Raw genomic sequence first — 23,446 nt, forward strand, 5'->3', positions numbered from 1 at the left:
CCGGGCTCTTCGCTGTCTTCTAATTTTGGCCAATCATCTGGCAGAACGCGGCATCATTTGCCGCCAGATTTATACAAATAAGGTGGTCGACCGGAGAGCGACAGCCCAGGGTCACCCATCATCCCTCTGTAACCCCTGACTTGATAGGAGTAGCCCGGTTTCAAGTCCAATGCGAGCTCCTGTAAACCGCCACCTCCACACATGCTGTTGCTCTTGATTCCAAGCATTACCGGGCCGGGACGGTGATAAAAAGTAGCTGTCTCTGACGTTCCAACCGATGCAACCTTCTCTCCGTCGATGTGAAGATGCAAGTCATAGAGCATGCATGAAGCGCCGCTATCTCTAGTAAACACGATTCGCGCATCATCAGGACTGGTAGATCGCTGCATTCCGTAGAGGGAGTCGGCTGGTACCGGATCTGCCTCGTTTGGAGGCACTGGACTGGTGGCGCAGCCGGCGGTCACAATTAACGCAACCGTCACGGTTAAAAATTTCAGCACGTTCAATTCCTCTTTGAGCGGGCCTCAACTCTATCAATTATTTCGATTCGCGTCCGGTGAACGCCTGCCGCAGCTTGGCCGCAACGGTCGACGGCTTTGGCTTTTCCTTCGGACCGGACTGCTTTCCGCCAAAGGGGTTGGTCATCTGTGCCCACTCGATCCGCGCGTCCATCGCTAGGAACAACTCGGGGAGCGGCGTACGCCACGCAGTTTCGGGCGACCACCCCAGCCAGCCCGTGGCCACCGCGTACATCCGGTCGACGTAGCTGCCGTCCTCGACAGCGCTTACTCCTTCGCCGTCTTCTCCTTTCCCGGCACTGTACCCCGTGGGTTATACAGCGCCGCCAGGTAACTGTTCAGCTGAACAGATACTTCAACCACACCCGCCTGCCACACTTGTTCCTCGACCGCTTCAGCGTGCTTTCCAGCGAGGCCAGCACCAGCAGCAATGATTGCAGCGCAGCCCTCAACGCTAAGCGACGTGATGGCCTGGGCTGCGCCCCGCAATCCGCCAAAGCGCGCTTCGATCGCGCGAACAGCGGCCAACGTTGGCAGCAGTTCATAGCTCTCATCTCCCAGGGTGATGGTGGTCGTACCGTGCAGGGTTTTGCTCATGGATCAATTCCTTGGAAGGTTGGGGCCGGAGCCCCACCGGTCATGTCGGGAGGATTTCAAGGATGTCGGAGTTGATGCCGATGGTGACATTGCGGCGCACCACGTTGTCAGCGGCACCGGCAGCGACGGTGTTGTTCATGACCTTGCCACGCATGTAGAACGTGGTCGGAAGAATGGCCGGGGTTGCATCAGGATCGCCGTCGTTCAGGGTGACTTTGATGTTGTAGTCACCTTTGCTGCGATCCTTGTGGGCAACTTTAAGCTTGGCTTGGCCCAGGTCGCCGTTGTCCAGGCCCACGGTCAGCGTCAGGTCGCCCGCATCGGCGGTACCCTTGTATTTGCGAACACGACCATCCCGTAGGGACGTGAAGTTCACGGAGCTGAAAGTGTCGCCGAATTCGCCCAGGTCTTCGATCTCGCCGACTTCGACATAGGTGTCCGCCTTGTAGAGCGCTTCGGTATCGGCGCCGTTCTTGCTGCCGATCGAGAATCGGCAGCCGGCGGCGGTATTGAGGTTGTCATCGGCCATGGGGGTTCCTCCAAAGGCACATTGGATAAAGCCGCGAGGCGGCCGGATTTAAATTAATGAGTGGTGATAACGCGAACAGCGATCGAACCTTGATAGGTGACACCATCCGCATCGCGCTGAGCGTCGGCCTGCTCAACCCTTACGGAGACAACCCGGCCAACCGTCAACGGTAAACGGCGCTCGTCCAAGGCTGCGACGATCTCGCCGTTGATCCGCTTCACTTCCGCCTGGCCGTGAGCATCAGACCAAACCGACAGGTAGAGCATCCGGGTTTCGCGCTTACGGCCGGAGATGGGCCGAGTATTCACCGAGACTTCGCGATCAAACGAAATGTAAGGCATCGGCGTATCCATCGGAGCACCGTCGTACACAGGACACGAAACCTCAGCTTCCAGTCGCGCGACCAGCGCTTCCTGCAGTGCAACAGACGGATCAGCCATCGGTAATGCCCTCACTCGCTTTGCTCAATGTCCTGGCCACGGCGGCACGGATATTGGCCAGGACAAATTCCCGATTCACGGCCATTGCAGGTCGTAGCCATGGGTGTGCGGGCCGAGCCGGTATATCCGGGTAATTGCCGTAAAAGTGACCACCATCACTTTTGTTCTTGGTAGGCCGCTGGTTCAGGGCATTGCGGCGCCCCTTGAGTTGCGACTTATCCCGGTTGTTGGTGTGCTCACCGCCGACGGCGTTGGCATCAGCCCGTCGATAAAGCGCGCCGCTGTAACCCTTGGTGCCGTACTCAAGAAAGCGCAAATAGAAAAACCGCCGCATGTCCTTTTTACCTCGGATGCCGATCTGCGCATCCAGGCCACTTTTGGAAACGAAGGTTCTCAAAGCAGACGCAGCGGTGCCGGTATCTTTCGGCACCAACTGCCGCATGGTGGTGAGGATTTGGTCCGCTGACTCCTGCATCGCCGGGACCAATTCGTTATCCATCTTCAAGTGAATGTTGCGCAATGTGCGCCGCAACTTGAAGTCACCGGACATGCGCGAGCGGCGAGCAGCCATGACCATTACTCCTTTGCTGCTTCGGTCTTTTTGGCCACCGGCGACTCGACTGCTTCGCGAACAAGCCCGCGATTGACCAGTTCGGCACCTGTCTTGGCATCGACAGTGAACTCCTCGCCTTTAAATTTTTCGCCAGTGGCGCCGGACAGGTTGCCCAATGCAATTACTTTCATGGTTCACCTCTAAGGATTGGGGACGTTTGAACAGAGGAGCCGAAGCATCGAGCGGGCGTTATCCGGCAACACCGCCTCGATGAGGTAGGTCATGGCGATACCGCCGACCACATGCACCAGGCGATTTCCGGCGACTGCATCCGCGCGGGGCCGGATGCGAATTTCAGCTGACACAGTCGCCTTCAATTGCTCAGCAACAGGGGCGATGCGTCCGGTGGGCAGCGCGATATCAGCCCAAAGCTTGCCGACTTCTGCCCAAGTGACCTCGAAGCCGGCAGATGAGTTCTTAACGCGCACCGGCTTTTGCATGGCACAGCGATGACGCAAGGATCCTGCTCTCACTACACCCCCCAGCCAATACGATATGGCGTTAACAACGATCGTGACCCCATGGGTAGCTCGGAAGAAATCGTACCGACGACGACATCTTCCCGGTTCGCGTAGAGACTGCCGGCTATCAGCAGGCACGCCGCGCTAATGGATGGGTTAATGACAATTGGCTTGCTGCCAGCAGAGCCATCCGACACGGCTGCAGCAAGCGACAGTTCATCCGAATAAAAGCGTCGGTTCAGAAACTGTGCCGCGCTGTCTTCGGCTGCCGCCAGAAGCAACTCCACATACGCACGATCGTCTTCCTCCGCACGTAAATGCTGCATTGCTTCATCGGTCGATATGGCGCTCATATCAGGCCTTTGGATCTTTGTCAGTCGCGAGGCCGGCAGCGATCAGCGAGGTCGCGTCATGCTTCGGCGAAAGATAACCGGCACCACCCCGGCGGCGGATTTCTTTGCCGTCCAGGTAGCTGCGCAGCGGGTAAATCATGATCGAGTTGTCCGACGCTTGTACGCTTGTAGCGGTGATCGCACGCACATCGAGCGCGGCGATACCCATGGCAGTAGAGTCGCCGGGGATAACCTGCCCTGCATTGTCAGTAGCCGCTCCGCCAGCGGCAGATGCAGCCACAGACGTATCAGTGACATTGTCATTTTCCGCAGGCGAGCTTGAAGTATTACGCGCCATATCGATCTCTCCTAAACGAGCAAGGCCACCGAGCGGTGGCCTTTTAATTGGGGATTAAGCGGCAGTCAGGTCGCCAGTAACGAACGCTTCAGGTCGGTACACGGCGAACGCCAAGCGTTCTTCTGCACGGATGGTGACCATGTTGTTTTCGAAGTCCTTGTCGTTCTCGGTCGAGATGAGCACCTCGATGCCCATGCGGTCGAAGATCTGCGCGGCAAGGCTGAAGGCGCCGACCAGGAACTGGTCTTGGACGATGGCCTGAGTTTCAACAACCGGCAGGTTCCATAGGCGAGGTGCGGTGCCGTCCTGAGGCTTGCCGATGATGTAGCGACCATCGCCGTCCTTCAGGAGTTCGATCGCAGCCCAGTCGATCGGGTTAAGAACCACGCCGGTCGATGGGAACTCAGCCAATGTCGCCTGCAGCAGCGCCAGGCGAATGCGGTCGATGCGCTGCTCGGCGGCCACGGTGATTCCGGCCGGCGCGGCGTACGCTTGAGCTTGGGGAATGATGCCGTTCAGGTTGTTGCCGGTACCGTTGCCATACAGCAACTGGGCTTCTTCGGCCAGCAGCAGCCCGTAACGCGCACGTGCGTCAATGTAGCTTTGCAGTGCGGCGGCATCGTCCAGAATCTGGCGGCTACCTTTGAACAGGTGAGCAATGGTGCGAACGTTCGCGTTCTCCAGCCCGAAGGTCAGATCGCTGTATGGCTTGGCCAAGCCTTCGCCGACGATCGCCGCGTTGTTGGTAAAGCCGGTCTCCCGGACGTACTCGACAGCGTTGCTGCCAGTGGTACCCGGCGCGACCAAGTCGCGAATAGTCAGGCGGCGCTGAGGGGCAATAATCACGCCGACGCGGTCAGGGGCGACCAGGGCGCCGCCGGTGGCAGTGGTGATGGCGGCGCGCGGAACCTCGACTCGACGCGAGCCGCGAAACGAACTGGTCACGCCCTCTTCGGTCATCTTGGCGGCCACCAGGTGACCAGCAGATTGCTGCACTTCTGGCTCGTGCAGCTTGCCAGCATTGACCAGCTTCTGCTCGGCCTCCTGCACACGGGCTTGCAGCTCGCCTTGCTTGAGCAGCAGCTCATCCACCTTGCCACGGGTTTCCGCCTGCATCTCACCGGAAGCTTTGATTTCCTTCTCGGTGCGCTCAGCATAGGTTTTGATTTGATCGCCAACAGCTTTTAGGTCGGCCTGGGTTTGCTTCTGGGAGGCTTCGATTTGAGCATAATCCGGAGCTGGCATTTTTTGGTCCTTTCAGAAATGAAAAAACCGCCACAGGGGCGGTAGGTAATCGGGTGCGGTTACAGCCGCTCAGCGGCTCGGGAACAAACTTCGAAGCGCTGACGCCTGGTTTGCGGTTTCTTCAAACGCGGATACATCAAGGACAGCGCTGGGCATGCCCGGCACGACAGCGCGAAGCGTGTCGCCGCCAGCAGTGCTAGACGTGCTGGTCTTGATTTCGGAAATGAGCTTTCGCCGTTCGCTGCGAGGCATGCCGGACTTCGCCAGTGCCGCGTCAAGCTTGCGCGCTGAATGGGCCTGCGCCCCCTCTTCGCTTGGCGTTTGCTCAACCTCGGTTGCGGAAATAAGACCGGTAGCGAATCCCTTCTCGACGGCGTTCGATCCGTTCATGTAGGTCTCGGCGTCGAGCATTTTCTCTACCGCAGCTTCATTTTGCCCGCTGGTGTCTGCGTACAAGCTGATCATGGCGCGATCGAACTCCTCCATGGTGTCGGCCAGTTCGCGGATGGCGTGCCGGTTGCCAGCGAAGTACGTCCAGCAGTTGTGGATCATCAGGAATGCGGTCTTGGCAACTTCGCGTTTGGCGCCTGCCATGGCAATAACGGATGCCGCCGAAGCGGCCAGGCCTAGCACCTTGATGGTGACCTCTTGCGAATGCTCGATCAGGCGGTTGTAAATCGCGATGCCTTCGAACATGTCGCCACCTGGCGAGTTGATATAAACGGTGACCGGCTTATCACCAATGGCCCGCAGCGCTGCGTCGACGCGCTTGAGGGTGACGCCCTCGCCGTACCAGTCCTCACCAATAATGCCGTACATGGTAATGGTGTCGGTACCGGCCTCCAGCGCCGCGCGCAGATCCGGGTTCCATAGATCGAGCGCGCGCGGGCTCAGCTCGCAGTTGAAACTGCGAGCATTGATATTCAGTGCCATGGTTACTCCTTATGGCCGAGCCAGCTTTTCAAGGCTGTTTGTGCGGCCTGGCCATCGGTGGATTCGCCCAGCTTGTCGATGGGGGTCAAGTTTGTTTGAACTGTTAGCACGCCTGCATTGCCGCCGTGTCGGGGCAGGTTCTCTTTTACCCTGCACTCGTCACGAGTCATGATGCCGTTCTGGGTCATCTGGCTATACCAGGCTGAACGCCCGGCGGTGTCGGCTTTCAGGAATGCCTCAAGCGAAAATTCGGCGTAGTACGAAACGCGATCCGCCGGAGTCAACAATCGCTTGTTAACGCACTGCTGAATCTGGTTGGTAATCGAACTGATACTAAAGGTCAGGAAGGCAATCATCTGCTGCTCAAGCCCGGTACCCCAATTACTGCCCGCATCCGTTTTTCCCACCATCCATGGCGGAACGCCGAACCAGCGGCACACCTCTTCAACGCTGTAACCCCTGGACTCGAGCAACTGAGCATCCACGGGATTAATCCCGATGGATTCTGGCGTGATGCCCTGCTCAAGCACTGGCGATCGCCCAGCATTCAAAGCCCCCGACACCTGCTTTACATAATCGCGAAACTCTTCTCGCTGCTCTGGCTTGAGCACGCGATCAACCTTAAACGCCACCGCGGGAAGCAACCCGTTCTTGAACGTTCCATTCGCGGCATCATCCGCGGACATTGCAGCGCCGAAAACATCAGCGCCGTAGCGGATGGCCGAAAGGCCAACACGCCCGTCTAGGCTAAACGCCGGGATATGCAACATGTTCGAACGCTGGATCTGGCGCCGGGCACCTTTTTTCGGGCGGTACCAATAGGTGATCCTGCCATCCGCATCCAATTCCAAATCGACACGGCTCGGTAGCAGGAAATCTAAGGCGACAACTCGATTACCTATGCGCAAGATTTCCGCAAATGCATTCCCGCGTAGAAGCATGGCGGCAACCATCGCCTGCCAGAATTGAAACGCCGTCATGTCCTCGTTGGGGCTTGTGTGCACGATGTCATAGAGGCCAAAGTCCCGGGCATCCTTGCGTCCACCGTCAGCTTCGCGTCGATACACACCCATCGGCAGGCCGGCCACCGACGTCGAGATGATCCTGACGCAAGACCAAACCGCCGAGAGCTGCATAGCGTTGTCGACCGTAACGTTCTTGCCCGAGCTGGATTCGCCACCAAGGAACTGCCCCCAGAAGCCGCCGTCGCCCAAGCCGATCTGCCGACCGATCCATTCGTTCAGGGTGTGTCCCAGCGATGCGCTCGGCTTGCGGGCCGCGCGGCCCAGCACGGCCGATAATGATTTAGTCACTGATCAGCCCCTTGCGCACAAATCCAGCGAGCAGAAGTAACGCAACGCCTCCGGCGATTAGCGCCCAGCCCAAGCCTTGCAGAACGTAAACGCCTGCAACGACCGAACCGAACCCGCACAGCGCGAGCAGAATGAATACGTGCAATGGGTTCATACGATGATCGGGTTCCTAATGGCGGCCATGAAGTCATCGTTGCCCCGGCCTTCGGGGTTCAGAGAAATCAAGGTCACCGCGTTGAATAGAGCCATCAAGGGATCGATCTTGGCCGAGCCACTGGCTTGCTTGGTGATCAGGATGGAGTTCGCCCGCGGCTCGACTTTCGCATTGCTGACACACCAGGCCATCATGGGTTGGCCGCCGTGCTTCATGCCGCCTTCGGCGAGCTTGCGTTCCGCCGTCTTGATCGCCCCGCCGAGCTTCCAGCCCTGGCTGATGGCGACAATCTTTTCCGGAGGGATTTCGCGCTCGATCATCGCGTCGTAAATCGCGCCAATCCCGACCGGGTCGACGCCGACCTTGTCCAGCAGGCCCGACTCTTCCACCTGTTCAACCAGGTCAGCCACCTCGAGCACGTCATCGCCGATTCGCTTTGACAGAGTCAGGTCGCCGTCTTTCTCAAAATCATGGAAGCGTGGGGCTTCTGCCTTTCTTCGCTCGAGCACGGAGGGATGCGCCCAAGCGTGAGTCCAAACCAACCAATCTCGGGTTCGTTTGTCCCGGCCCACCGCAGCGAAACCCAGTAAATCGTCCAGACCACCGCCATCGATCCCGATGTCGATGACGTCGCATCGGGCAATCACATCATCAAGGGTGAGCTTCTTTTCTGCTGCGCCGACCCAGTAATCAGCGCCTGCCCACCGGTCTGAGCGCAACGCGAGGCCGATCTCGACGTTAAGGTGCTTGGACATAAAGCCCAGCACCTCCGCCTCACCGGCCTCCTCCGCCTTTTTCATTTCCCGAATCAGGAATTTCTCGCTAACCGAGTACCCCATGTTCGGGTTGGTGATGTAGAAATTCTCGGGCTTGCGATGATCATCTGCCTCAAGGATCTTTTTCGGAAACTCGTAGATCACCGGCAGGAAGTTCGGATCGACAATCGTGCCGTCACGCACCCCCCGGGCGTACTGGAGCTTTTCGCGAAACACTCCCGCCGGGGGCTGGTCAGACTGCGTCGTGAGATAGATCACGAACCCTTCGGGCCGAGACGCAAGTCCACCGGTGGCTTCGCGCAGCATGTTGGCCGCATGTGGGTTCTTGCCAAACAGGTGAAGCTCATCGACCAGGACGACGGCGGCCTTCTTCCCGCCGACAGTATTTTGATCGGCGGCCACCACCTTCAATGTCGCCCCGGACTCACGATGGGTGATCGTCCGAACGTGATCCTGCACATGCAGCAGTGCCGAAAGCTCTTCATCGTGTTTGACCATGTCGCGGGCCGGCGCGTAGGCGTTGTTCGCCACCTCGATCGTCGGGGCCAGGATGATGAACTCGGCTGACTGGCGCCAGTTACGGATCAGCACCGTGAGCATGATCGCCGCAGCAATGGTGCTCTTTGCGTTCTTTTTACTGATGAGGAGAAAGAACTCCTGAATCAGCCGCTCGCCAGTATTGGAGTTGTAAGCGCCGAAAATGGCGCCGGCCAGGTCACTGATCCACGGTGCACAGGAGTCGCCAATCAACGGGCTACCAGGTGCGTCGACAATCCGCAGGTCATTAAGGACCTGCATGCACTCGGCCGCCTCATCCGGAAACAGCGGCGGAAACGGAACCAGCGATTGTCGATTGATGATTCGCGATTCCCAGTCTGGGCACGCTGTGTCCCAGGTGGGTTCGTTCACTTATTTCACCGATCGCAAATGAGTTGGGGGTGGAGGTGCAGCGCCGAACTTGCCTTTGGCAGCCTTCTTCGCGGCATCTTCCTTTTCTTCCTTTTTGCCGCCTTCACCTTTACGCGGATGAATGAACGGCATGAGTGCTTTCGCTGCGTCGACCCGAAGCTTCGCGTCCGCGTCGTAGTCGTTCATGGTCGCGATCAAGAATGCTTTCGGATCGGTAAATGTCATCGCCTTGGAAAAGTCGAAAGAGGATTCGACATCACCCCGGGCTAGGTTTTCGGCCGGCGGTTTTTCATTTACCGGCTTGGGGCCGGCTTTAACATTTTTGTTAATGGGTGAAGAGGCCAATGCGGCGAGGACATTCGGGTGTTTGGCCAATCGTGAACCGGCGACCGACGCGCTGGAGGCCGCATATCCTGCGGCTATCGCTGCATCTTTGTTGGACGCACCTCCCCTCACAGCGTCGACAAAAGCACGCTGCTTGGTTGTTAACGCCATTAACAAAAAACCTGTGTGGGGGAAAAAATCTGTCCGTGCGGTCGGGGGCGGTGTCCTATGCAAAATCTTCCATGGTTTCGACCCGGCCCGGGGTACTGGCGTGCCACAGAAGCCAATCGATACCGATTCGCATTGGACCGACGAAATCGCCGGACATCACGCTCGCCCCGCCCCCTCGGCCGACTCGGCGGCGGTCTTCTGCTTGTGGCATGGGATGCAGAGCGCCTGAAGGTTCTCTTCGTCGTCCAACCCACCACGAGCGCGGTTCACAATGTGATCGACCTCGAGCTGCAACGTGATGATGCCGCAGGTTTGGCAGGTGTACTCGTCACGTATCAGTATCGCGGCACGCTTACGTCGCCAAGGTCGACCACCACGGCCCGAACCCCAGCCATCTGCACCTCCATCTGCGATGGGGACAGCGAATGGTCGTCCTTCGGTTTGCTTAATTCGAGGCGGTAAAGTTTTAAGTCGAGACATACTTGATTGACCTTTGGGCGACACAACTTGCCTATTCGCGAAACGTGTCGCGAGCTACTTTCTGAGCTTCGGCTGCAGCACGACTCGGGCGATCATCACCAGGAGGCCCAGCACCCCGTAGGCCACCGGAGGCAGCACAGCCTGTAGTTGCGGCATCAGTTGCTCAGCCACGCCAAGCACTGCGATAGCACCACCTGCCTGAACACTGGTCATGCTCAATGCTTGCTTCCAGTTGTCGATCAGTTGCATCGGTTACTCCTGCCGCTTGGGCAATTTGAAGTCAGTGAATCGGTCGGCCAGGTCGGCCACCTTCTTCACCCCCAGGGTGCCGATGACGGCGCCGAGAGCTGCCGCCAGACTTGATGGGAGGTTGAAGTATTCGAGCAGCGGGAATGCCCCGGCTGTGATCGCGCCGCACAGGCAGGACTCAAGCATGGCCTGACGCCGTCCGCCGCCGCCGTAGATGACACGCAGGAAGGCAATCCAGCACGAAAGCGTTGCGGCATAGAACATCGGGGCATGCTGGCTCAGCCAGGCCACAGCGATAAGCCAGGTGTCTGGTTTGTCGGGCATGTTCGGCATCTCGGATTCCTCCCTCGCGGGGAGCGGTATAGGTCCGGCTCCAGCAGCACTCCCAACTCGGAGCGATCGTTGTGGTGGAGCCGAAAACGAAAAAGCCCCGGCGGATGCCGAGGCTCTGTGTTAAGGGGATAACGCGTTAAAGAATGAGGTAGCCCGTGATAAGGGCGTACGAGATACAGACAATAGATTTACCGAGATAACCTGGAGCCTTCCACACCAGTACGCCGCCTAGAGCAATCAGAGCTAAGGCCGCAGCCAATCCAACTCGATCTGACACAACGGGCGAATACCCAGACACCTTCATTGACTTTTCCACAACAACCCAGAGTTTGTGAGCTGCAAGGAGGCAAGCTGCGCCCGCAATTGAGATGATGAACTGAAAGCGGTTCGCAGCGTCATTAGAGCCACGGTTAGATGATGAACCCGAAGAGGCGCGCGCGGCTTCCTTTTGGCGAATGTCTCTATTAGCCCATTCGGCATCATGAGAGTAAAAATGCTCATTCCCTTTTGAGTCTCTGTGCCAACCATCTTGATCACTCATCGCCCTCACCATCCCTGGATAGAAATACTCAATTTTCAGGATAGTAGCCAAAGGCCAATATCTTCGCCAGGGCGAGCAGGTTTATCGAACCAAAAAAAAGCCCAACTCAATGGCCGGGCTTTTTGTGTCGTATCTCATAACGCGCAAGATCGACATGATGGGTTTAATTTACGGCCAGTCGGCCATCACGGTCAAGCGGCATCTACAAAGATTTGTTCCTGGTCGAATATCTCGGTCGCATGGATGACTGCCGCCTCTTCGAGCTGCTCCAACCGCTTGTGGACTCCTGCCCTCCAGTTGCGGCGGGTGCGCTCCGGTGAGCCGGCGAGATCCCAGTTGTTCATGTCGTAGAACTCGGCAGGAAGGACGATCATGTCGGTGGAACGCTTACCGGTCTGGATGCCCTTGAGCTTGGGAATAGCCCAGGCAGTGAGTGCCTTGTAGACGAACAGCTGCGGCGCCGGGGAGATCATTCGAGATCCCAAGCGGCCAATGGCGGCAACCTTGTTCGCCTTGTGGGTAGAGTACTTCGCGACGAGGACATCCCATTGGGCCGGCTCAAGCTGTCGATGAAGCAGCGCGTACAGGCAGCAGTCGTAATCGAACTTGTCCCGGGGTGAAAGAGTGCTGCCGGAACCACCTTGGCGAAGGTCAGCGTCGATCAGCTTCTGCCAGGACTGCTTCGTGCTGTTGTCGATGTTGTCGGCGGCCAGTACGCGCACCAGTGTGCCCATCACGTCTTTATAGATACCCATCGCTCAATCCCCTGTGAAGTTCGTTCCGCCGGCCCCGCGGCGGTTGTTCTGTTCGTATTGCTCCTGGGCACCGCCGATGACATGGCGCGCCTTGGCGATCTCGGTGAGTGCGTCCTTCAAGCGCGCATTGAGTACCGGTACAACGTCGCTCAACGGCAGAGTCTGGAGGGTGTGGCCGCATACCGCATCGAGCTGATTTCGGCTGGATTCACGGCGAGGCCGGATGCCTTATCGAGCAAAATCATCATTTTTAAACCTCGCCTATGGTTGATTCATGATTGGCCTCGCAGGCCTTGTATTCTGCGGCTTCCAGCGGATTTCCCGAATTTTCGTTTCTACCGTCCTTCAACCCGTGAATTAGGGAAAAACCCTTGCCGTCTAAATGGCCGTGCCACAGTTCGAGGGCGGCGCGCTTTCGCTCTTCGACGGTGGTATGGATGTAGGCCTGCACGTTGTGGCCCATCGCGTGGTTGATCAGCATCTCGCCGATTAGGAAGTCGATCCCAAGGTCTGCCCATCCAGTCCGGGCCAACTTGCGCAGGTCGTGACTGCTCCACTCGCCCTTCCCTAGCCCGGTGAACACGGCGCTGGCCTGCGCTTTGCTCATGCCCTTCCCATTTCTAGCGGGAAACAGGAACTGCCCCTCGTAGCCGCTTGCCTTCTGGTGTGCCCGATACCCAATCAGCAGCGCACACACCTGCTCAGTCAGTGGTAGCGAGTGCTCGACTCGGGTCTTGGTGTTGCCTACCGGCAGATACCAGGTGCGCTCTGACAAACTGACGTGCGACCACTGCGCTTTGCGGGTTTCACCGATGCGCGTGCCGTGGCAGAGCATCATCAGCGCGAGCATGGCCGGTTGTGGATCGGACTCGAAAAGCTCATGCAATTGGCTCATCAGCGCCTCGATCTGCACGCCACGAAGACGCGCCGGCTTGGCTTTGATCTTTGTCTTGGAGAAGTCGCTGAACTTGATGCCCACCATCGGGTTCTTCGGTATCAAGCCCAAGGTGTGCGCCTGCCGGCACGCCACTACCAGCACACCAAAAATCAACCGCACATACTCGAGCGAGAGTGTCTCTTGCAGCGGCCACATCAATTGAGCATCGAGGGTGCCGTGACGTATGTCTGTTATCGGCATTTCACCTACACGCGGGATAAGGTGCCGCGCGATTGCTGACTTACTCGTTGCCTTGCGCTCATCCGACAGGTTGCGATCCCGGCTCATCCGGTCGGCGTGCCACTTAAACAGCTCGCCCAGCGTCGACCATGCGGACACGGTGGCACCAGCCTCCGGATCTGCTCCCAACCTCATGCGTAGGTCGGGCAGCGCGGCCAGCACAGCTTTCGCCGAAAGGTCGGGATAGGCGCCGATCCGGTTCCACTTCTTCCGAACGACTAGGCTCCAGGTCCCGCGTGGGCGAGCCTCGGTGAACCGGAAATACAACCCCGGGTGACGAGGATCACGCATCAGCACCGCGGCCGGGTCATCGGCACGCCGACGAATTTCGGCATCGGAGAAGGCCACGGTCATTGTCATGCGGCCACCACCGTAGGAGCGAGCCGCAGGTAGGCTCGAATTTGCTCCATCGTGTCGAAATGCCCACGACATACGACCGCCAGATAACCCTGGTCATTGAGCTTGCGAATGCGTTCGTGCTGATTGGGCGAGATCGCAGCATCGTTCGGCGGCGTGGCCTTGAACTCGATGTACAGACCAAAGTAGCCCCCACGGGCCATGGTCAAAACCAGATCGGGAATGCCGGCCTTCACACCCTGGGCTTTCAACTTGCCAGCGACCGCTTTGACACGGTGCCCACCGTTAGGAACGTGGTAGATCAGTTCGAACACCGCCGGGTAGCGCAGTTCAAGCTCGCGCATGAGCGCAGTCTGTTCCTGCCCTTCGCGGTCGACTGGCTTACCCCGCACGGGCTTCTGTTTGAACAACTTTGGGTTGGTTAGGGTCATTCCGGCGCCCTCGCCTGCTCAAGTTCAATCAGCAGCTCGAGGAAATGCTTGGCCTTCTCCAGATCGGCAATGCCGCCCTTATCGCGCCACCGCGTCACGTACTTGATGACGCTGCCTTCGGCGAAGGGAATGCCGTTCGCGTGAATGTATTCGATCGGCTGGATCTTCAACGACTTGTAGTGCCCGCCTGACACCTGTTTTCCCAGTGCGCTCATTACGCAAACTCCCTCAACGCTTCCTGCAAACGCTTGGCTTTGATGATCGCTTCGGCATTGCTCTCCCTTTCGGCTTCAACAGAAAGCGCCACCTCTTCGATCCGCGCAGCAAGAGCTTTCATGCGCTTGCTGAACTCACCCGACAGGTCCACCACTTCGCCGGAAAGAGCCGCTAGCACATCGAGTGCACCCTCAGGCTTCTTGTTAGGTACAGCTGTCTGCGGGGCTACCTGTGTCATCACTTGCTCCTTCTTTGGTTTTGGGATGGCTGCATCGCGCTGAAACTTTCCGCCTACCGGCTCCCGGACGAGCCCGGCGTCCTTCAGCTCGCCAAGTGCTCGGCGTATCGCATATGCCGACGCACCTGTTGCATTGGCTGCAATGACAGCCCCGTGGATATCGTGAGCGCTCCAGCTCGCTTGCATCGGTACGAAACCAAAGACCTTTTGGGCGATTGAGGACTGGCCTGCGAGGATTTGGGTTTGGCGTGATTCGTTCATCAGAATCGTTCCTTTTTGGCATATCGACTGGCCAGGCTTGCAACCTTTTCCGGCTGCTCGGCAGGCTCTGGCTTCCACCCGGCAGCAAGGTTTTCGAATCGGTTGTATTGGCCAAGGAAGGCGGTGCGGACGGTGCCCATCTCGATGTCTCGACCCTTGCCGATGATGATTTCGGCAATGCCTTTTGCCTCGGTGTTTTCGTGGTAGACCTCGTCGCGATAGACGAACATGATCACGTCGGCGTCTTGTTCGATGGCACCCGATTCACGCAAGTCGGAGGGCACCGGGCGCTTGTTGGGACGCTCTTCGCATTTGCGAGACAGTTGACTCAACAACACGACAGGGATGCCCAACTCTTTGGCAAGCAGCTTGCAGCCGCGACTGATGCTGCTCACCTCTTCGGTACGGTTGCCGCCGTCCCCTTCCACAAGCTGCAGGTAGTCGATCATCAGCAGGTCCAGGCCATACCGAAGCTTGTGGCGTCTGGCCAAGGAGCGAATGCGCCCAATCGTCGAGCCGGCACGGTCGGCAATGTATAACGGGGCGCTGCGCAACAACCCAGCCGCTGCCGCCAGTTCCGCGCCATGGCTCTGGCAAGCCGTGCCCGTCTTCATCAGGTTGAGTGGAATACGCCCCTCCGAAGCCACGGCACGGTCCAGCAACTGACCTTTGTTCATTTCTAAACTAATAACGAGTGCCGACTTGCTCTGGCGTACTGCTGCGTCGATGACAAAGCCCATGGCAAGCGTGGTCTTGCCCATGGCCGGACGCCCGGCAACGATGTACAGGTGGTCAGGCTGCAAACCACCGAGCTTCTCATCCAGATCTTTCAAGCCAGTCGACAGACCAATGAGGGTTTCGCCCCGGGAATGGCGATCATGGCGGTCCTGCCAGACTTCAAGCTGATCGACGAGCACGTCTCCGACTTTGACGATGTCGTCATCACCCGAACCGCAATCAATCGCCATGGCCGCCGCCTGAGGCGCACCTTCACCTGGTGCTCGTGCCGGTGGGTTTTATCGTCGTAGGCCATAGATTTACTTCCGCTTTCGGGGTGGCGTGGCGTGGTTTAGGCGGCTGTTTTGCGAGCTGTCTGATGGCGGGAGCAAAGGTCGCGAGCAGTGATTTGCCCGCCTGTCAGCTCTTCCGCTTTGAAAGCCTTCTCGGCGCTCATCAGATGAGTTCCGGACACCCAGTACGAAACCGCAGCCTGAGATACGCTGAGAGCCAAAGCTGTTTTGGTTTGCCCGCCGAAGAAGTCGACGAGCCTTTCGATGGGAGTCATTCCTATCCCTCCTGATAAGCCTGCTTATATCCTAAGTAGAAGGACACTTATTTGCAAGCCGATAAGGAAACTTATAAATTCCAACGGATGAGCACACTCGCCGAACGAATTAAATCCGCACGAATTCACGCCAAACTGACGCAAAAGGCTCTCGCCCTAAAGGCTGGAGTCGAGCAGCCAGTGATTTCGCAGTTGGAGACTGGAAAGAATCTTCAAAGCGCTCACCTGCCGAAGATCGCGCATGCTTGTGGCGTGAGCGCAATCTGGCTGTCTGAAAATATTGGTCCAATGATCAATGCCGCGAAGGTCGACTCGAACGTAGGCGAAGCTCGCCAGCCGGTTGAGTCTTTCCGGTATCCGGTAATCAGCTGGGTTGCCGCCGGCGCATGGGCCGAAGCGGTTGAGCCCTTCCCTCCTGGATATTCCGATCGGTATGAACTGTCGGACTACGACTCAAAAGGTCCTGCTTTTTGGCTCGAGGTAAAAGGTGATTCGATGACGTCGCCAGTCGGAACGAGCATCACCGAGGGGACACTGATCCTGGTCGATACGGAAGCTGATGCCCAGTCAGGAAAATTGGTGGTAGCGAAACTGGCAGATAGCGACCAGGCAACTTTTAAAAAACTTGTCGATGATGGCGGCCGACGGTTCCTGAAACCGCTAAATCCTGCGTACCCTACTGAAATGTGTGCAGAAAATTGCAGGATTGTCGGCGTGGTAGTCAGGGCGCTACAAAAGCTTTAGAGATTGCCCGAAATTTACGCGTCACAAAGCCCACCACCGAGTGGGCTTTTTTGTGCCAGACATCGAAAAGAGTACAAATGTACTCCATACATCTTGCCAAAATGATTCCGCACTAATACTGTACATTCATACAGTTACGTTAAGGAAAACCGCATGCTCTCCTCCTCGATTCCTACGACAAAACCTCGCACGTCCTACGAATTAACCGGGCGCCGCTTACAAGCGATCATTGCAGCACCTGGCGTTCAAAAGGTTCAAGCGGTCACGGTGTTCAGGCTGGAACACGAAACCGTTGAGGATTGGCAGCGTTTAATCGATGAGATCAGCGAGACGGCAGGTGTAATGGTCGAATCCTTAGAGGGAGGTGCCGTCAGGATCGGTTGGAGACAGTATTGCGAAGCATGAAATGAGCCCGCCGTTTGAGCGGGCTTTTTATCGCCACGAGGAAATTTTATAAGCCTGCTTATTGACGGCTAAAATAAGCCGGCTTATATTCACTCCATCGCCGCCGAGTACCCAACAAGGGACCAGCTAGCGACAGGGCCCATAGGCCTGCCGCTCTTTAACAGTCAGCGCAATAAACAACGGACCGCATTGCCTCTACCGGCGACCGGCGAGCAGACAGGCCCGAAAGCCTGCCCACGACAGGAACAACCTGGACGGCTGCTCGATGGTGAAACGCCAAAACCGTGTATGCCCAGTAGGCACGAATGACCCGGCAAGCAATGCGCCCCGCTCCTCCAGCGGAAATAGGACGGACAGCATCACTGAAGCACCTGGGTAACCGGGTGCTTTGGGATGACAACCAAGGAGCAGGACCATGTTGATACTCACCCGTAAACCAAGTGAAACCATCCGAATCAATGACGACATCAGCATCACGGTGCTGAGCGTTAGCGGGCAGCAAGTAAAGCTGGCGTTTGAGGCACCGAAAGAGGTCGCCGTGCATCGTCAAGAGATCTATCAGCGTATTCAGGATGCAGCTAAGGCCCGATCGAAAAGCATCACTTCTGCACCTTGGCGACAGGGTGCAGCGGGATGTAGGCCTACATCAAGCGAAGGGCTCAACAGAGCATAGGTGACATCAAATGAAGTAAGGAATCGACAATGACTGTAGATATCAGCAATTTCATCATCGCCACCCCGCTTCCAATTTCCGACACGAACCCTATTTCCCTGGACTTGATAGGCTGGCGAGCGTTGATCGAATGCCCAAGCGTCATTTCGCTGCTTCCCGACGGATCGCTGCAGATGACAGCGCCCACCCTTGGCGCCTCCAGTAAAAGCGTCCATCGAACTCGTTGTGAATGGAAAGAGCCTGGCTACTGGCTGTTTTCCAGTGCTGCAGACCATTGGTGCCGTCAAGAAATGCGGCTGACGAAGGTCAATTCGTTGCAGAAGGTCGTGATCGGCCAAATTCATGTGCAGGGTTCAGAGCGCCCACCGGTAAAGGTGTTTTGGAACAAAGGCAAAATCACCATGGGGTTCCGGTCGAGCTACCTACAAGACGATCCCGTGAATTCAACGGTGCTGGAGAACGTACCGCTCGGTGCGATTTTCAAAATCAACATTCACGCCAACGCCAGCGGTGCCGTTTCCGTATCGGCGAGCTGTAACGGCGTCAAATCTACTTCCGCAATCATGCGCCTCGACAACACGTGGGACACGAAAACTCTCGCCTTCCACGGCGGCGTGTACAACCAGATCGATTACTCCGACACCACCGATCCCGAGGACGCTTCGATCTGCGTAATTAGCGATCTGTCCATCACTCATAGCTAAGACCAACCAGTGCCACGTCAGCCTGACGATAACTGCCCGAGCACCTGGTACTCCCCAGCACCAGGCCGCATCGGAGTTTGATCTGAATGCGCAGGCTGATGCGCGAACGCGTTTCAAACAAGTCGGGTGTTTGAGCCAAGGTAATGACCCATGGCAGGCGGACACCCTGTGCCGGAGATCAGCGCCGGCCAGATCACACCCCGATGTGGATGATTCTGCACCACGCAAGGCGGCCCCCTGCATCCAGTAGGACCGGAAACAAACTGCACCTAACCGGAAAAGTTTTTCCAGCCCACTCCAACCGAGGATGACCACCATGAAATAGACCAAAGCCCGAAATTCACTGCATCTGTGAAAGGCCCGAACGTCCAACGGGCCTTTCTTTTGCCCGCCTTTATCCGTCAGCACTCTCCCCTGCGCCCAACGGCAACCAGCAGGCGGCCAGAGCGCTGACGAATACACGCAACCATCCGAGGGAAGGACATGAATCAGACTCTCCAACAGCGCCGCGCCATCCTCGATGGGCTGCGTCAGCGAGCCACACTGGCTACCGCCGAGTTTTATCAAAAGGTAGGGATCTCCTCTCCTGCCATGCCAGTGCGCTTCACCGTCGTGCCGCACGGAAACAATCTGTTCGGTGTGGTTGATCGCCAGACCGGCACCGAGCGCGCCGAAGTAGCCGGCCACATGAACGCTTGCCGCTCAGCTCAGCGTTTCGAAAACGCCGCTCACTTCACCCAGGCCGCGCACCTCACTGCTACCAATGTGGCGAGCTGGATGACTCGTTGGACACTGGTTTTCGCCTTGGTTCTTTTGGTCTTCGTCTTCATGGGTATGTCGCGATGAATATAGGCCCAATGCCCAACCCGAAAGACGCCATCATCGCGAACCTGAACCGTCAGTTGGACCATTTCTTCGGCGCCGGCGGCAAAGCAGAACCGGCCGCCTCCTTCAAGCCTAAACACCGACCGCCGCGCTCCAACAAGGTCGATCCCGAAACCATCCTGAAGCGCCGTCGCCCTTCCCCATCCCACGCTGAACGCATCGCGCTGCGGCGAATAACGGTGGCGCTATGAGCAAGCGCAAGGCGAACAATGGCTTCGCCCGGGCCGAACGCAGTTGCCGGGCGTTGCTCAGGACGAACCACGTCGCAGTCGTGAACATCGACCCCAGCGGCGCGCAGATCATGGCGAACTGGAAGAGCTGCCGGCAGATTAGGAGCTTGGCGATTGCCAACGCTCTGTTCGACTTCTCCTACCACTGGACGATCTACATCAGCGTCATATGTCGAGACGAGCGCGGTGGTGAGTACGTCAAGTCGGTGGAGATATCGCCGGAGGGCATCTACAAGGTCGAGCACCTGACGGATGCCATCGAGCATTACTACCTGGAGCTGCGAAAGAGTTGCAACCCGAACCACCTTGTTGCTTCTGGATGGATCGCTGTTCCTGCAGAGGTAGCGCTTGAAGAGGCGCAGGCCGCGAAGCTGTTCTACGCCGCCGGGGCCTGGCATCAGGTGAAGGTCGCGGCATGAGACGGATCAACAATCAGGTGCGCCATCGCCGACGACAGATATGGCTGGATCTACCGGCCCACGGAATTGAAGAGGCAGGCCATGGCCGAGAATCAGCAGGAACCGACGAAGGAAGCCATCAAGCAGCGCAAGAAACGCGAGAAATCAGCAGCGAAGGATGCCGTACTTGGCATTGGGAAGTTTCAGATCGAAATGGCAGGGGTGTTCAAACCTGATCTGCAAAAAGTAATGAAGGCCCACGGCATCAATAACCAGCAGGACATTCACCAGCGGCTGCTGAAAAACCTGATCGGTGCCGACTTAGAGACGCAGGTCTGGATGCTTCGAAATGTCACGACACCATACGAGCCAAGTGAAAAGGTGTTGCGACAGTTGAGGGCCGCCGGGCTGCAGCACTTGGCCAAACATCTCGGGGAACCCGAAGACGAGATTGTCGATCATGCCGCCAGCTATACAAAGCCAGAGCCACGTACAGGTGAGCCCAAAGTGGTTCCATCCCATATTGGATGATGTATGTCCGGCCCGTGAGTTCCGAGCTTTGTAATGTCGTGGCAAATCTGATATCGATTACCATCTGCTGATACCACTACGAGGCTGACTAGCTCGTAACAGTTTTCTTCGAAGTCATAACCTTCCGGAAACTGAAATTCTTTCGGGTGACTGATTTCAATTATCTTGATATCGCCAGGTTCAATAAGAAAGGACTCGAGAGGATCGCCGGATAGGATTGTAAAGGATCCATGCGACTTCAAATTCCCCCGAACATCCGGCCCCTGTAAGACCTCGATATCCTTCACGTACAACGTCTGTTTCCCGGTGTTACTAAGGCTGTACTTCAGATGCCTGATGGTAGGTGACCGCATCCGCCGCTCCATGGGCACATATGGTGAAGCGTTAGGCACGAACGTGAATTTCTCAGGTGTGAAAAGGCGCTCTAGCAGAATCAGAACTGCCCCGGATGGCTTGTGTATCTGTGAGAAATAAAAACTCGCAAATGAGACGATGAAAGCTGCGGCCGAAACCGAGAGCGTAACCACATCCTTCGTTTCCAAAACCATTCTCCTTGATCAGACATTTACTGGATCAGCAATAAAACACCATCACTAATCAATTTGCCACTACCCCCCCCTCTGCCGCATCCGATCACGGAGGACGGCGACTGACTGGAGTATCAGCCTTGAAAATTAAAATCAAAGAGCTGTACCGGTGCGGTGAGTGCCGCGAAATTCACGATGATGAGGGTGGAGCGCGCGAGTGCTGCATGCCTGCCGTGTACACCATCTACGTTTGCCCCGTATGCGACTCCAATCATGACGATCCGGATTCCGCGCTGGCATGTTGCAGTGTGGACGGCATCAATTGCCCCCAGTGCCGGCGAGATTACACCTCAGTCTCAATTGACTACTCGGCGATCAAGATCACCAGTCACTGCAACACCTGCAACCCACTCTTCACCATCGAACAGCGGCTCGCGATCCAGGACCTGCACTATCAGGAAACCGGGCATCGCGAGCACCTGCACGACTGACGCGCCCTCACTTATTGCGCGGAGTGCAGATTGAAAGGCAAATCACCATATGCCCAGATCAGCGTGCCAACGATGGTTAATCCGAAAATCAGCCACTCAGGGGCATTGAACTTCGAAATGAACACATCGCGCTGTTCCTGAAGACCGACCCACCCGAAGCCGATTGGGGTTATCGAAAGCTTGGCGCGCACCAAAACGCCTTCCGCGAGAATTGCGAAAACCGTAGTCACTGCACCACTTCTACCAAACCATCCGCCACGCTCCAGCCCAGGAATGGGGGGGAGCGGTAGAACCAGCGAAAGTATTGGAGCAAGTATCGCGAGCAGTATGAGGACCCTCGCAATATTTAGAGCATTCTTCAGATCTTTATCTTTTGGCTCTTCGAAAGTCACTTTACCCCCTCTTTAGCTGATCAGGCTCCATGCCGGGCCGAACACAAATACCCCACTTCAACAAATCACGCCAGCCGGCGAGGCAATCGGCTGTCTGGAGCAGTTATGAATCCCTATCTGATCACGGGCCCGGCCCAGATCGGCATCAGCGGTGGACGCACCAGCGCCCACATGGTCTACAAAATCCTCGAAGCGCACGGCGGTACTTTGCCGCAGGACGTGCACCTGTTCTTCCAGAACACCGGCAAAGAGCGTGAGGAGACACTGATCTTCATCGATCAAATCGCCAGGCGCTGGAACGTGAAAATCGTTTGGATGGAGTGGTGTCGCGTGTATGGCCAGCCGGATGACGCTCCCTGGTATAGGCTCGTGGACTTCGAAACAGCGAGCCGCAACGGTGAGCCTTTTGTGATGATGCTCGACTATTTTGCCGCGTACCGGAAGCAGGAGAAGGGCCTCCCAATGTGGCTGCCCAACTTCTCTAACAACGCGTGCACAGCCTATTTGAAAATTAAGGTAGGCGAAAAGCACATGCTATCTCTGGGGTATGACCGGTGGGATTGCGTGATTGGCATTCGAAAGGATGAGCCAGGCCGCTACCACCGCATGATGGCAGCTAACGCCAAGGGGAAAACTCGCTGGGAAAGCATCTGCCCTTCCTACACCGCGGGCGTTATGAAAGAAGACGTGGCGGCCTTCTGGCAGATGCAGGACTTTGATCTGGGCATGGATTCAGACCTAGGCAACTGCGATCTATGCTGGAAAAAGGGCGAAGACAAACTGTTCAAAGCCATCCAGGCCGAGCCAGAACGCGTGATCTTCTGGTCCGGCCTGGAAGAGAAATTCAATCAGGTGTTCCGCATGGACCGTCCGAAGTACTCCCACCTGGCCTGGTACGCTGAAAATTACAAAGGCCAGATGGATGCGTTTGGCTATTCCGAAGATATCGATTGTTTCTGCGGTGATTAGCCAAAAACCTTTAGCAGCGAGAGCACGCCTATTACGCTGCCACCGAGCCCCGTTAAAGCTGTACACCATGCCGTCAGTGCATCTCGCTTGTATTTCCTCGCTTCTCTAATTATGGAAATCGCAGCGTGCTCCCCGGCCATAGTAAGACAGCGCTCGCTCTGCTGAGTGATCCCGCTTTCAACGTCTTCCCAAAGCTTCGGATCAGCCGGGTCAGGCATTGGCATTGATAAGCTCTCAATCTGACGACGGTAGTTTTTTGTAATTAACGCCCGCCGATCTTGTTGTAGATCTGACCACTCGCAATAGAAAGAATGGTGAAGTCCGCGGTCGTGGGCCTCTTGAGTGTTCGGTGGCCTTTGTGACCAGATCTTATCCCCAATCTCGTCAAGCTCCCGAAGTTTCATCTTAAAAATGTACGAAGCCGGTAGCAACGCTTTTAGTTTTTTGCGTAAACCCATGTAAGCCCCCTTACCGCTCTTTTTCGCACTATAGCCGCGAGGT

36 protein-coding genes and 2 pseudogenes are annotated in these 23,446 nt (G+C 56.9%); 10 read left to right on the forward strand and 28 right to left on the reverse strand.

The genetic code is table 11. From position 1 onward, the window contains the following. Positions 1 to 53 precede the first annotated feature (53 nt). The 26 genes and pseudogenes from ACYP2Q_RS17345 to ACYP2Q_RS17470 form a co-directional block, all read right to left on the reverse strand. Positions 54 to 500, reverse strand: a complete 447-nt coding sequence (locus ACYP2Q_RS17345; protein ID WP_459731608.1) for a hypothetical protein — start codon at positions 498 to 500, stop codon at positions 54 to 56. A gap of 285 nt (positions 501 to 785) precedes the next feature. Continuing rightward, positions 786 to 1,115 (reverse strand): hypothetical protein, encoded by a 330-nt coding sequence (locus ACYP2Q_RS17350; protein ID WP_459731609.1) that lies wholly within the window; start codon positions 1,113 to 1,115, stop codon positions 786 to 788. 40 nt (positions 1,116 to 1,155) lie between these two features. Further along, complete coding sequence (locus ACYP2Q_RS17355) at positions 1,156 to 1,644, reverse strand: hypothetical protein (RefSeq protein WP_008061040.1); 489 nt, start codon at positions 1,642 to 1,644, stop codon at positions 1,156 to 1,158. A gap of 53 nt (positions 1,645 to 1,697) precedes the next feature. Beyond that, positions 1,698 to 2,084: a DUF3168 domain-containing protein gene (locus ACYP2Q_RS17360; protein WP_459731610.1), complete on the reverse strand. Its 387-nt coding sequence runs from the start codon at positions 2,082 to 2,084 to the stop codon at positions 1,698 to 1,700. After that, positions 2,077 to 2,655 carry an HK97-gp10 family putative phage morphogenesis protein gene (locus ACYP2Q_RS17365; RefSeq protein ID WP_459731611.1) on the reverse strand — a complete coding sequence of 193 codons (579 nt, stop codon included), beginning with the start codon at positions 2,653 to 2,655 and terminating at the stop codon, positions 2,077 to 2,079. The genes ACYP2Q_RS17360 and ACYP2Q_RS17365 overlap by 8 nt, the downstream gene beginning before the upstream one ends. A gap of 5 nt (positions 2,656 to 2,660) precedes the next feature. Then, complete coding sequence (locus tag ACYP2Q_RS17370; RefSeq protein ID WP_459731613.1) at positions 2,661 to 2,828, reverse strand: hypothetical protein; 168 nt, start codon at positions 2,826 to 2,828, stop codon at positions 2,661 to 2,663. Positions 2,829 to 2,837: 9 nt separating this feature from the next. Continuing rightward, positions 2,838 to 3,170, reverse strand: coding sequence for a head-tail adaptor protein (locus tag ACYP2Q_RS17375; RefSeq protein WP_459731614.1), 333 nt, complete (start codon positions 3,168 to 3,170; stop codon positions 2,838 to 2,840). Next, positions 3,170 to 3,511: a head-tail connector protein gene (locus tag ACYP2Q_RS17380; RefSeq protein WP_459731615.1), complete on the reverse strand. Its 342-nt coding sequence runs from the start codon at positions 3,509 to 3,511 to the stop codon at positions 3,170 to 3,172. Before ACYP2Q_RS17380 ends, ACYP2Q_RS17375 begins: the two co-directional genes overlap by 1 nt. A 1-nt stretch (position 3,512) precedes the next feature. Beyond that, positions 3,513 to 3,848 carry a hypothetical protein gene (locus ACYP2Q_RS17385; RefSeq protein ID WP_459731616.1) on the reverse strand — a complete coding sequence of 112 codons (336 nt, stop codon included), beginning with the start codon at positions 3,846 to 3,848 and terminating at the stop codon, positions 3,513 to 3,515. Positions 3,849 to 3,902: 54 nt separating this feature from the next. Continuing rightward, on the reverse strand, positions 3,903 to 5,093 hold the full coding sequence (locus tag ACYP2Q_RS17390; RefSeq protein WP_459731617.1) for a phage major capsid protein: 1,191 nt from the start codon (positions 5,091 to 5,093) through the stop codon (positions 3,903 to 3,905). 69 nt (positions 5,094 to 5,162) lie between these two features. After that, a complete protein-coding gene (locus ACYP2Q_RS17395; RefSeq protein ID WP_459731618.1) occupies positions 5,163 to 6,026 on the reverse strand; it encodes a head maturation protease, ClpP-related in 864 nt (287 codons plus the stop codon). 2 nt (positions 6,027 to 6,028) lie between these two features. Then, a complete protein-coding gene (locus ACYP2Q_RS17400; protein WP_459731619.1) occupies positions 6,029 to 7,339 on the reverse strand; it encodes a phage portal protein in 1,311 nt (436 codons plus the stop codon). A gap of 150 nt (positions 7,340 to 7,489) precedes the next feature. After that, complete coding sequence (locus ACYP2Q_RS17405) at positions 7,490 to 9,178, reverse strand: terminase large subunit (RefSeq protein ID WP_459731620.1); 1,689 nt, start codon at positions 9,176 to 9,178, stop codon at positions 7,490 to 7,492. Then, complete coding sequence (locus tag ACYP2Q_RS17410; RefSeq protein WP_459731621.1) at positions 9,179 to 9,673, reverse strand: terminase small subunit; 495 nt, start codon at positions 9,671 to 9,673, stop codon at positions 9,179 to 9,181. It lies immediately after the preceding gene. Between the two features lie 156 nt (positions 9,674 to 9,829). After that, positions 9,830 to 10,153, reverse strand: a complete 324-nt coding sequence (locus tag ACYP2Q_RS17415) for an HNH endonuclease (RefSeq protein ID WP_459731622.1) — start codon at positions 10,151 to 10,153, stop codon at positions 9,830 to 9,832. A 54-nt stretch (positions 10,154 to 10,207) separates the two neighbouring features. Then, a complete protein-coding gene (locus tag ACYP2Q_RS17420; RefSeq protein ID WP_459731624.1) occupies positions 10,208 to 10,402 on the reverse strand; it encodes a DUF7940 domain-containing protein in 195 nt (64 codons plus the stop codon). A gap of 3 nt (positions 10,403 to 10,405) precedes the next feature. Continuing rightward, on the reverse strand, positions 10,406 to 10,735 hold the full coding sequence (locus tag ACYP2Q_RS17425) for a phage holin, lambda family (protein ID WP_459731625.1): 330 nt from the start codon (positions 10,733 to 10,735) through the stop codon (positions 10,406 to 10,408). Positions 10,736 to 10,871: 136 nt separating this feature from the next. Further along, complete coding sequence (locus ACYP2Q_RS17430) at positions 10,872 to 11,276, reverse strand: hypothetical protein (RefSeq protein WP_459731626.1); 405 nt, start codon at positions 11,274 to 11,276, stop codon at positions 10,872 to 10,874. A 191-nt stretch (positions 11,277 to 11,467) separates the two neighbouring features. Continuing rightward, the gene (locus ACYP2Q_RS17435; protein ID WP_459731628.1) at positions 11,468 to 12,031 is read right to left on the reverse strand and encodes a hypothetical protein; all 564 of its coding nucleotides are present in this window, start codon (positions 12,029 to 12,031) and stop codon (positions 11,468 to 11,470) included. A gap of 3 nt (positions 12,032 to 12,034) precedes the next feature. Next, positions 12,035 to 12,184: a hypothetical protein gene (locus tag ACYP2Q_RS17440; protein WP_459731630.1), complete on the reverse strand. Its 150-nt coding sequence runs from the start codon at positions 12,182 to 12,184 to the stop codon at positions 12,035 to 12,037. Between the two features lie 97 nt (positions 12,185 to 12,281). Further along, positions 12,282 to 13,568, reverse strand: coding sequence for a tyrosine-type recombinase/integrase (locus ACYP2Q_RS17445; RefSeq protein WP_459731631.1), 1,287 nt, complete (start codon positions 13,566 to 13,568; stop codon positions 12,282 to 12,284). After that, positions 13,565 to 13,996 (reverse strand): VRR-NUC domain-containing protein, encoded by a 432-nt coding sequence (locus tag ACYP2Q_RS17450; RefSeq protein WP_459731633.1) that lies wholly within the window; start codon positions 13,994 to 13,996, stop codon positions 13,565 to 13,567. Before ACYP2Q_RS17450 ends, ACYP2Q_RS17445 begins: the two co-directional genes overlap by 4 nt. Next, entirely contained in the window at positions 13,993 to 14,211 is a 219-nt protein-coding gene (locus ACYP2Q_RS17455) for a DUF3310 domain-containing protein (protein ID WP_008055947.1), read from the reverse strand. The genes ACYP2Q_RS17450 and ACYP2Q_RS17455 overlap by 4 nt, the downstream gene beginning before the upstream one ends. Beyond that, complete coding sequence (locus ACYP2Q_RS17460; RefSeq protein ID WP_459731634.1) at positions 14,211 to 14,711, reverse strand: hypothetical protein; 501 nt, start codon at positions 14,709 to 14,711, stop codon at positions 14,211 to 14,213. Before ACYP2Q_RS17460 ends, ACYP2Q_RS17455 begins: the two co-directional genes overlap by 1 nt. Beyond that, positions 14,711 to 15,697 (reverse strand): annotated as a pseudogene (locus ACYP2Q_RS17465) (replicative DNA helicase); the annotation flags it as partial. The pseudogene ACYP2Q_RS17465 and the gene ACYP2Q_RS17460, both read right to left, overlap by 1 nt. Positions 15,698 to 15,780: 83 nt before the next feature. Beyond that, positions 15,781 to 15,996: a Cro/CI family transcriptional regulator gene (locus ACYP2Q_RS17470; RefSeq protein WP_459731635.1), complete on the reverse strand. Its 216-nt coding sequence runs from the start codon at positions 15,994 to 15,996 to the stop codon at positions 15,781 to 15,783. 87 nt (positions 15,997 to 16,083) lie between these two features. On the opposite strand from ACYP2Q_RS17470, the gene ACYP2Q_RS17475 reads away from it, so the two are divergent. From ACYP2Q_RS17475 to ACYP2Q_RS17515, 9 genes and pseudogenes are all read left to right on the forward strand, one after another. After that, on the forward strand, positions 16,084 to 16,740 hold the full coding sequence (locus ACYP2Q_RS17475; RefSeq protein WP_459731794.1) for a helix-turn-helix domain-containing protein: 657 nt from the start codon (positions 16,084 to 16,086) through the stop codon (positions 16,738 to 16,740). A 153-nt stretch (positions 16,741 to 16,893) separates the two neighbouring features. Further along, the gene (locus ACYP2Q_RS17480; protein WP_459731636.1) at positions 16,894 to 17,145 is read left to right on the forward strand and encodes a DUF1654 domain-containing protein; all 252 of its coding nucleotides are present in this window, start codon (positions 16,894 to 16,896) and stop codon (positions 17,143 to 17,145) included. A gap of 415 nt (positions 17,146 to 17,560) precedes the next feature. Further along, positions 17,561 to 17,749 (forward strand): annotated as a pseudogene (csrA, locus tag ACYP2Q_RS17485) (carbon storage regulator CsrA); the annotation flags it as partial. A 98-nt stretch (positions 17,750 to 17,847) separates the two neighbouring features. Next, positions 17,848 to 18,522, forward strand: coding sequence for a polysaccharide lyase family 7 protein (locus ACYP2Q_RS17490; protein ID WP_459731637.1), 675 nt, complete (start codon positions 17,848 to 17,850; stop codon positions 18,520 to 18,522). Positions 18,523 to 19,005: 483 nt separating this feature from the next. After that, the gene (locus ACYP2Q_RS17495) at positions 19,006 to 19,368 is read left to right on the forward strand and encodes a hypothetical protein (RefSeq protein WP_459731638.1); all 363 of its coding nucleotides are present in this window, start codon (positions 19,006 to 19,008) and stop codon (positions 19,366 to 19,368) included. Between the two features lie 11 nt (positions 19,369 to 19,379). After that, a complete protein-coding gene (locus tag ACYP2Q_RS17500; RefSeq protein WP_459731639.1) occupies positions 19,380 to 19,598 on the forward strand; it encodes a hypothetical protein in 219 nt (72 codons plus the stop codon). Beyond that, the gene (locus ACYP2Q_RS17505; protein WP_459731641.1) at positions 19,595 to 20,056 is read left to right on the forward strand and encodes a hypothetical protein; all 462 of its coding nucleotides are present in this window, start codon (positions 19,595 to 19,597) and stop codon (positions 20,054 to 20,056) included. The genes ACYP2Q_RS17500 and ACYP2Q_RS17505 overlap by 4 nt, the downstream gene beginning before the upstream one ends. A gap of 81 nt (positions 20,057 to 20,137) precedes the next feature. Further along, positions 20,138 to 20,566 (forward strand): hypothetical protein, encoded by a 429-nt coding sequence (locus ACYP2Q_RS17510; protein ID WP_459731642.1) that lies wholly within the window; start codon positions 20,138 to 20,140, stop codon positions 20,564 to 20,566. A gap of 667 nt (positions 20,567 to 21,233) precedes the next feature. Then, positions 21,234 to 21,584 carry a hypothetical protein gene (locus ACYP2Q_RS17515; RefSeq protein ID WP_459731644.1) on the forward strand — a complete coding sequence of 117 codons (351 nt, stop codon included), beginning with the start codon at positions 21,234 to 21,236 and terminating at the stop codon, positions 21,582 to 21,584. Positions 21,585 to 21,595: 11 nt separating this feature from the next. Here the strand turns inward: ACYP2Q_RS17515 and ACYP2Q_RS17520 are convergent, their stop codons facing one another. Then, on the reverse strand, positions 21,596 to 21,976 hold the full coding sequence (locus tag ACYP2Q_RS17520; RefSeq protein ID WP_459731645.1) for a hypothetical protein: 381 nt from the start codon (positions 21,974 to 21,976) through the stop codon (positions 21,596 to 21,598). A 105-nt stretch (positions 21,977 to 22,081) separates the two neighbouring features. Between ACYP2Q_RS17520 and ACYP2Q_RS17525 the strand changes: the two genes are divergently transcribed. After that, positions 22,082 to 22,945: a hypothetical protein gene (locus tag ACYP2Q_RS17525; RefSeq protein ID WP_459731646.1), complete on the forward strand. Its 864-nt coding sequence runs from the start codon at positions 22,082 to 22,084 to the stop codon at positions 22,943 to 22,945. Here the strand turns inward: ACYP2Q_RS17525 and ACYP2Q_RS17530 are convergent. Beyond that, a complete protein-coding gene (locus ACYP2Q_RS17530; protein WP_459731647.1) occupies positions 22,942 to 23,403 on the reverse strand; it encodes a hypothetical protein in 462 nt (153 codons plus the stop codon). The two genes, ACYP2Q_RS17525 and ACYP2Q_RS17530, sit on opposite strands and share 4 nt — an antisense overlap. Between the last annotated feature and the right edge of the window lie 43 nt (positions 23,404 to 23,446).

The sequence above is a fragment of the Pseudomonas sp. MHK4 genome, assembly GCF_054600775.1.

Excerpts from the sequence above, each read along its gene's own strand:
- ACYP2Q_RS17350 (WP_459731609.1), bottom strand. The coding sequence starts at position 1,115 with ATGAGCAAAACCCTGCACGGTACGACCACCATCACCCTGGGAGATGAG.
- ACYP2Q_RS17355 (WP_008061040.1), bottom strand. The coding sequence starts at position 1,644 with ATGGCCGATGACAACCTCAATACCGCCGCCGGCTGCCGATTCTCGATC.
- ACYP2Q_RS17360 (WP_459731610.1), bottom strand. The coding sequence starts at position 2,084 with ATGGCTGATCCGTCTGTTGCACTGCAGGAAGCGCTGGTCGCGCGACTG.
- ACYP2Q_RS17365 (WP_459731611.1), bottom strand. The coding sequence starts at position 2,655 with ATGGCTGCTCGCCGCTCGCGCATGTCCGGTGACTTCAAGTTGCGGCGC.
- ACYP2Q_RS17370 (WP_459731613.1), bottom strand. The coding sequence starts at position 2,828 with ATGAAAGTAATTGCATTGGGCAACCTGTCCGGCGCCACTGGCGAAAAA.
- ACYP2Q_RS17380 (WP_459731615.1), bottom strand. The coding sequence starts at position 3,511 with ATGAGCGCCATATCGACCGATGAAGCAATGCAGCATTTACGTGCGGAG.
- ACYP2Q_RS17385 (WP_459731616.1), bottom strand. The coding sequence starts at position 3,848 with ATGGCGCGTAATACTTCAAGCTCGCCTGCGGAAAATGACAATGTCACT.
- ACYP2Q_RS17390 (WP_459731617.1), bottom strand. The coding sequence starts at position 5,093 with ATGCCAGCTCCGGATTATGCTCAAATCGAAGCCTCCCAGAAGCAAACC.
- ACYP2Q_RS17395 (WP_459731618.1), bottom strand. The coding sequence starts at position 6,026 with ATGGCACTGAATATCAATGCTCGCAGTTTCAACTGCGAGCTGAGCCCG.
- ACYP2Q_RS17410 (WP_459731621.1), bottom strand. The coding sequence starts at position 9,673 with ATGGCGTTAACAACCAAGCAGCGTGCTTTTGTCGACGCTGTGAGGGGA.
- ACYP2Q_RS17415 (WP_459731622.1), bottom strand. The coding sequence starts at position 10,153 with ATGTCTCGACTTAAAACTTTACCGCCTCGAATTAAGCAAACCGAAGGA.
- ACYP2Q_RS17420 (WP_459731624.1), bottom strand. The coding sequence starts at position 10,402 with ATGCAACTGATCGACAACTGGAAGCAAGCATTGAGCATGACCAGTGTT.
- ACYP2Q_RS17425 (WP_459731625.1), bottom strand. The coding sequence starts at position 10,735 with ATGCCGAACATGCCCGACAAACCAGACACCTGGCTTATCGCTGTGGCC.
- ACYP2Q_RS17430 (WP_459731626.1), bottom strand. The coding sequence starts at position 11,276 with ATGAGTGATCAAGATGGTTGGCACAGAGACTCAAAAGGGAATGAGCAT.
- ACYP2Q_RS17435 (WP_459731628.1), bottom strand. The coding sequence starts at position 12,031 with ATGGGTATCTATAAAGACGTGATGGGCACACTGGTGCGCGTACTGGCC.
- ACYP2Q_RS17445 (WP_459731631.1), bottom strand. The coding sequence starts at position 13,568 with ATGACAATGACCGTGGCCTTCTCCGATGCCGAAATTCGTCGGCGTGCC.
- ACYP2Q_RS17450 (WP_459731633.1), bottom strand. The coding sequence starts at position 13,996 with ATGACCCTAACCAACCCAAAGTTGTTCAAACAGAAGCCCGTGCGGGGT.
- ACYP2Q_RS17455 (WP_008055947.1), bottom strand. The coding sequence starts at position 14,211 with ATGAGCGCACTGGGAAAACAGGTGTCAGGCGGGCACTACAAGTCGTTG.
- ACYP2Q_RS17460 (WP_459731634.1), bottom strand. The coding sequence starts at position 14,711 with ATGAACGAATCACGCCAAACCCAAATCCTCGCAGGCCAGTCCTCAATC.
- ACYP2Q_RS17470 (WP_459731635.1), bottom strand. The coding sequence starts at position 15,996 with ATGACTCCCATCGAAAGGCTCGTCGACTTCTTCGGCGGGCAAACCAAA.
- ACYP2Q_RS17475 (WP_459731794.1), top strand. The coding sequence starts at position 16,084 with ATGAGCACACTCGCCGAACGAATTAAATCCGCACGAATTCACGCCAAA.
- ACYP2Q_RS17480 (WP_459731636.1), top strand. The coding sequence starts at position 16,894 with ATGCTCTCCTCCTCGATTCCTACGACAAAACCTCGCACGTCCTACGAA.
- ACYP2Q_RS17490 (WP_459731637.1), top strand. The coding sequence starts at position 17,848 with ATGACTGTAGATATCAGCAATTTCATCATCGCCACCCCGCTTCCAATT.
- ACYP2Q_RS17495 (WP_459731638.1), top strand. The coding sequence starts at position 19,006 with ATGAATCAGACTCTCCAACAGCGCCGCGCCATCCTCGATGGGCTGCGT.
- ACYP2Q_RS17500 (WP_459731639.1), top strand. The coding sequence starts at position 19,380 with ATGCCCAACCCGAAAGACGCCATCATCGCGAACCTGAACCGTCAGTTG.
- ACYP2Q_RS17505 (WP_459731641.1), top strand. The coding sequence starts at position 19,595 with ATGAGCAAGCGCAAGGCGAACAATGGCTTCGCCCGGGCCGAACGCAGT.
- ACYP2Q_RS17510 (WP_459731642.1), top strand. The coding sequence starts at position 20,138 with ATGGCCGAGAATCAGCAGGAACCGACGAAGGAAGCCATCAAGCAGCGC.
- ACYP2Q_RS17525 (WP_459731646.1), top strand. The coding sequence starts at position 22,082 with ATGAATCCCTATCTGATCACGGGCCCGGCCCAGATCGGCATCAGCGGT.
- ACYP2Q_RS17530 (WP_459731647.1), bottom strand. The coding sequence starts at position 23,403 with ATGGGTTTACGCAAAAAACTAAAAGCGTTGCTACCGGCTTCGTACATT.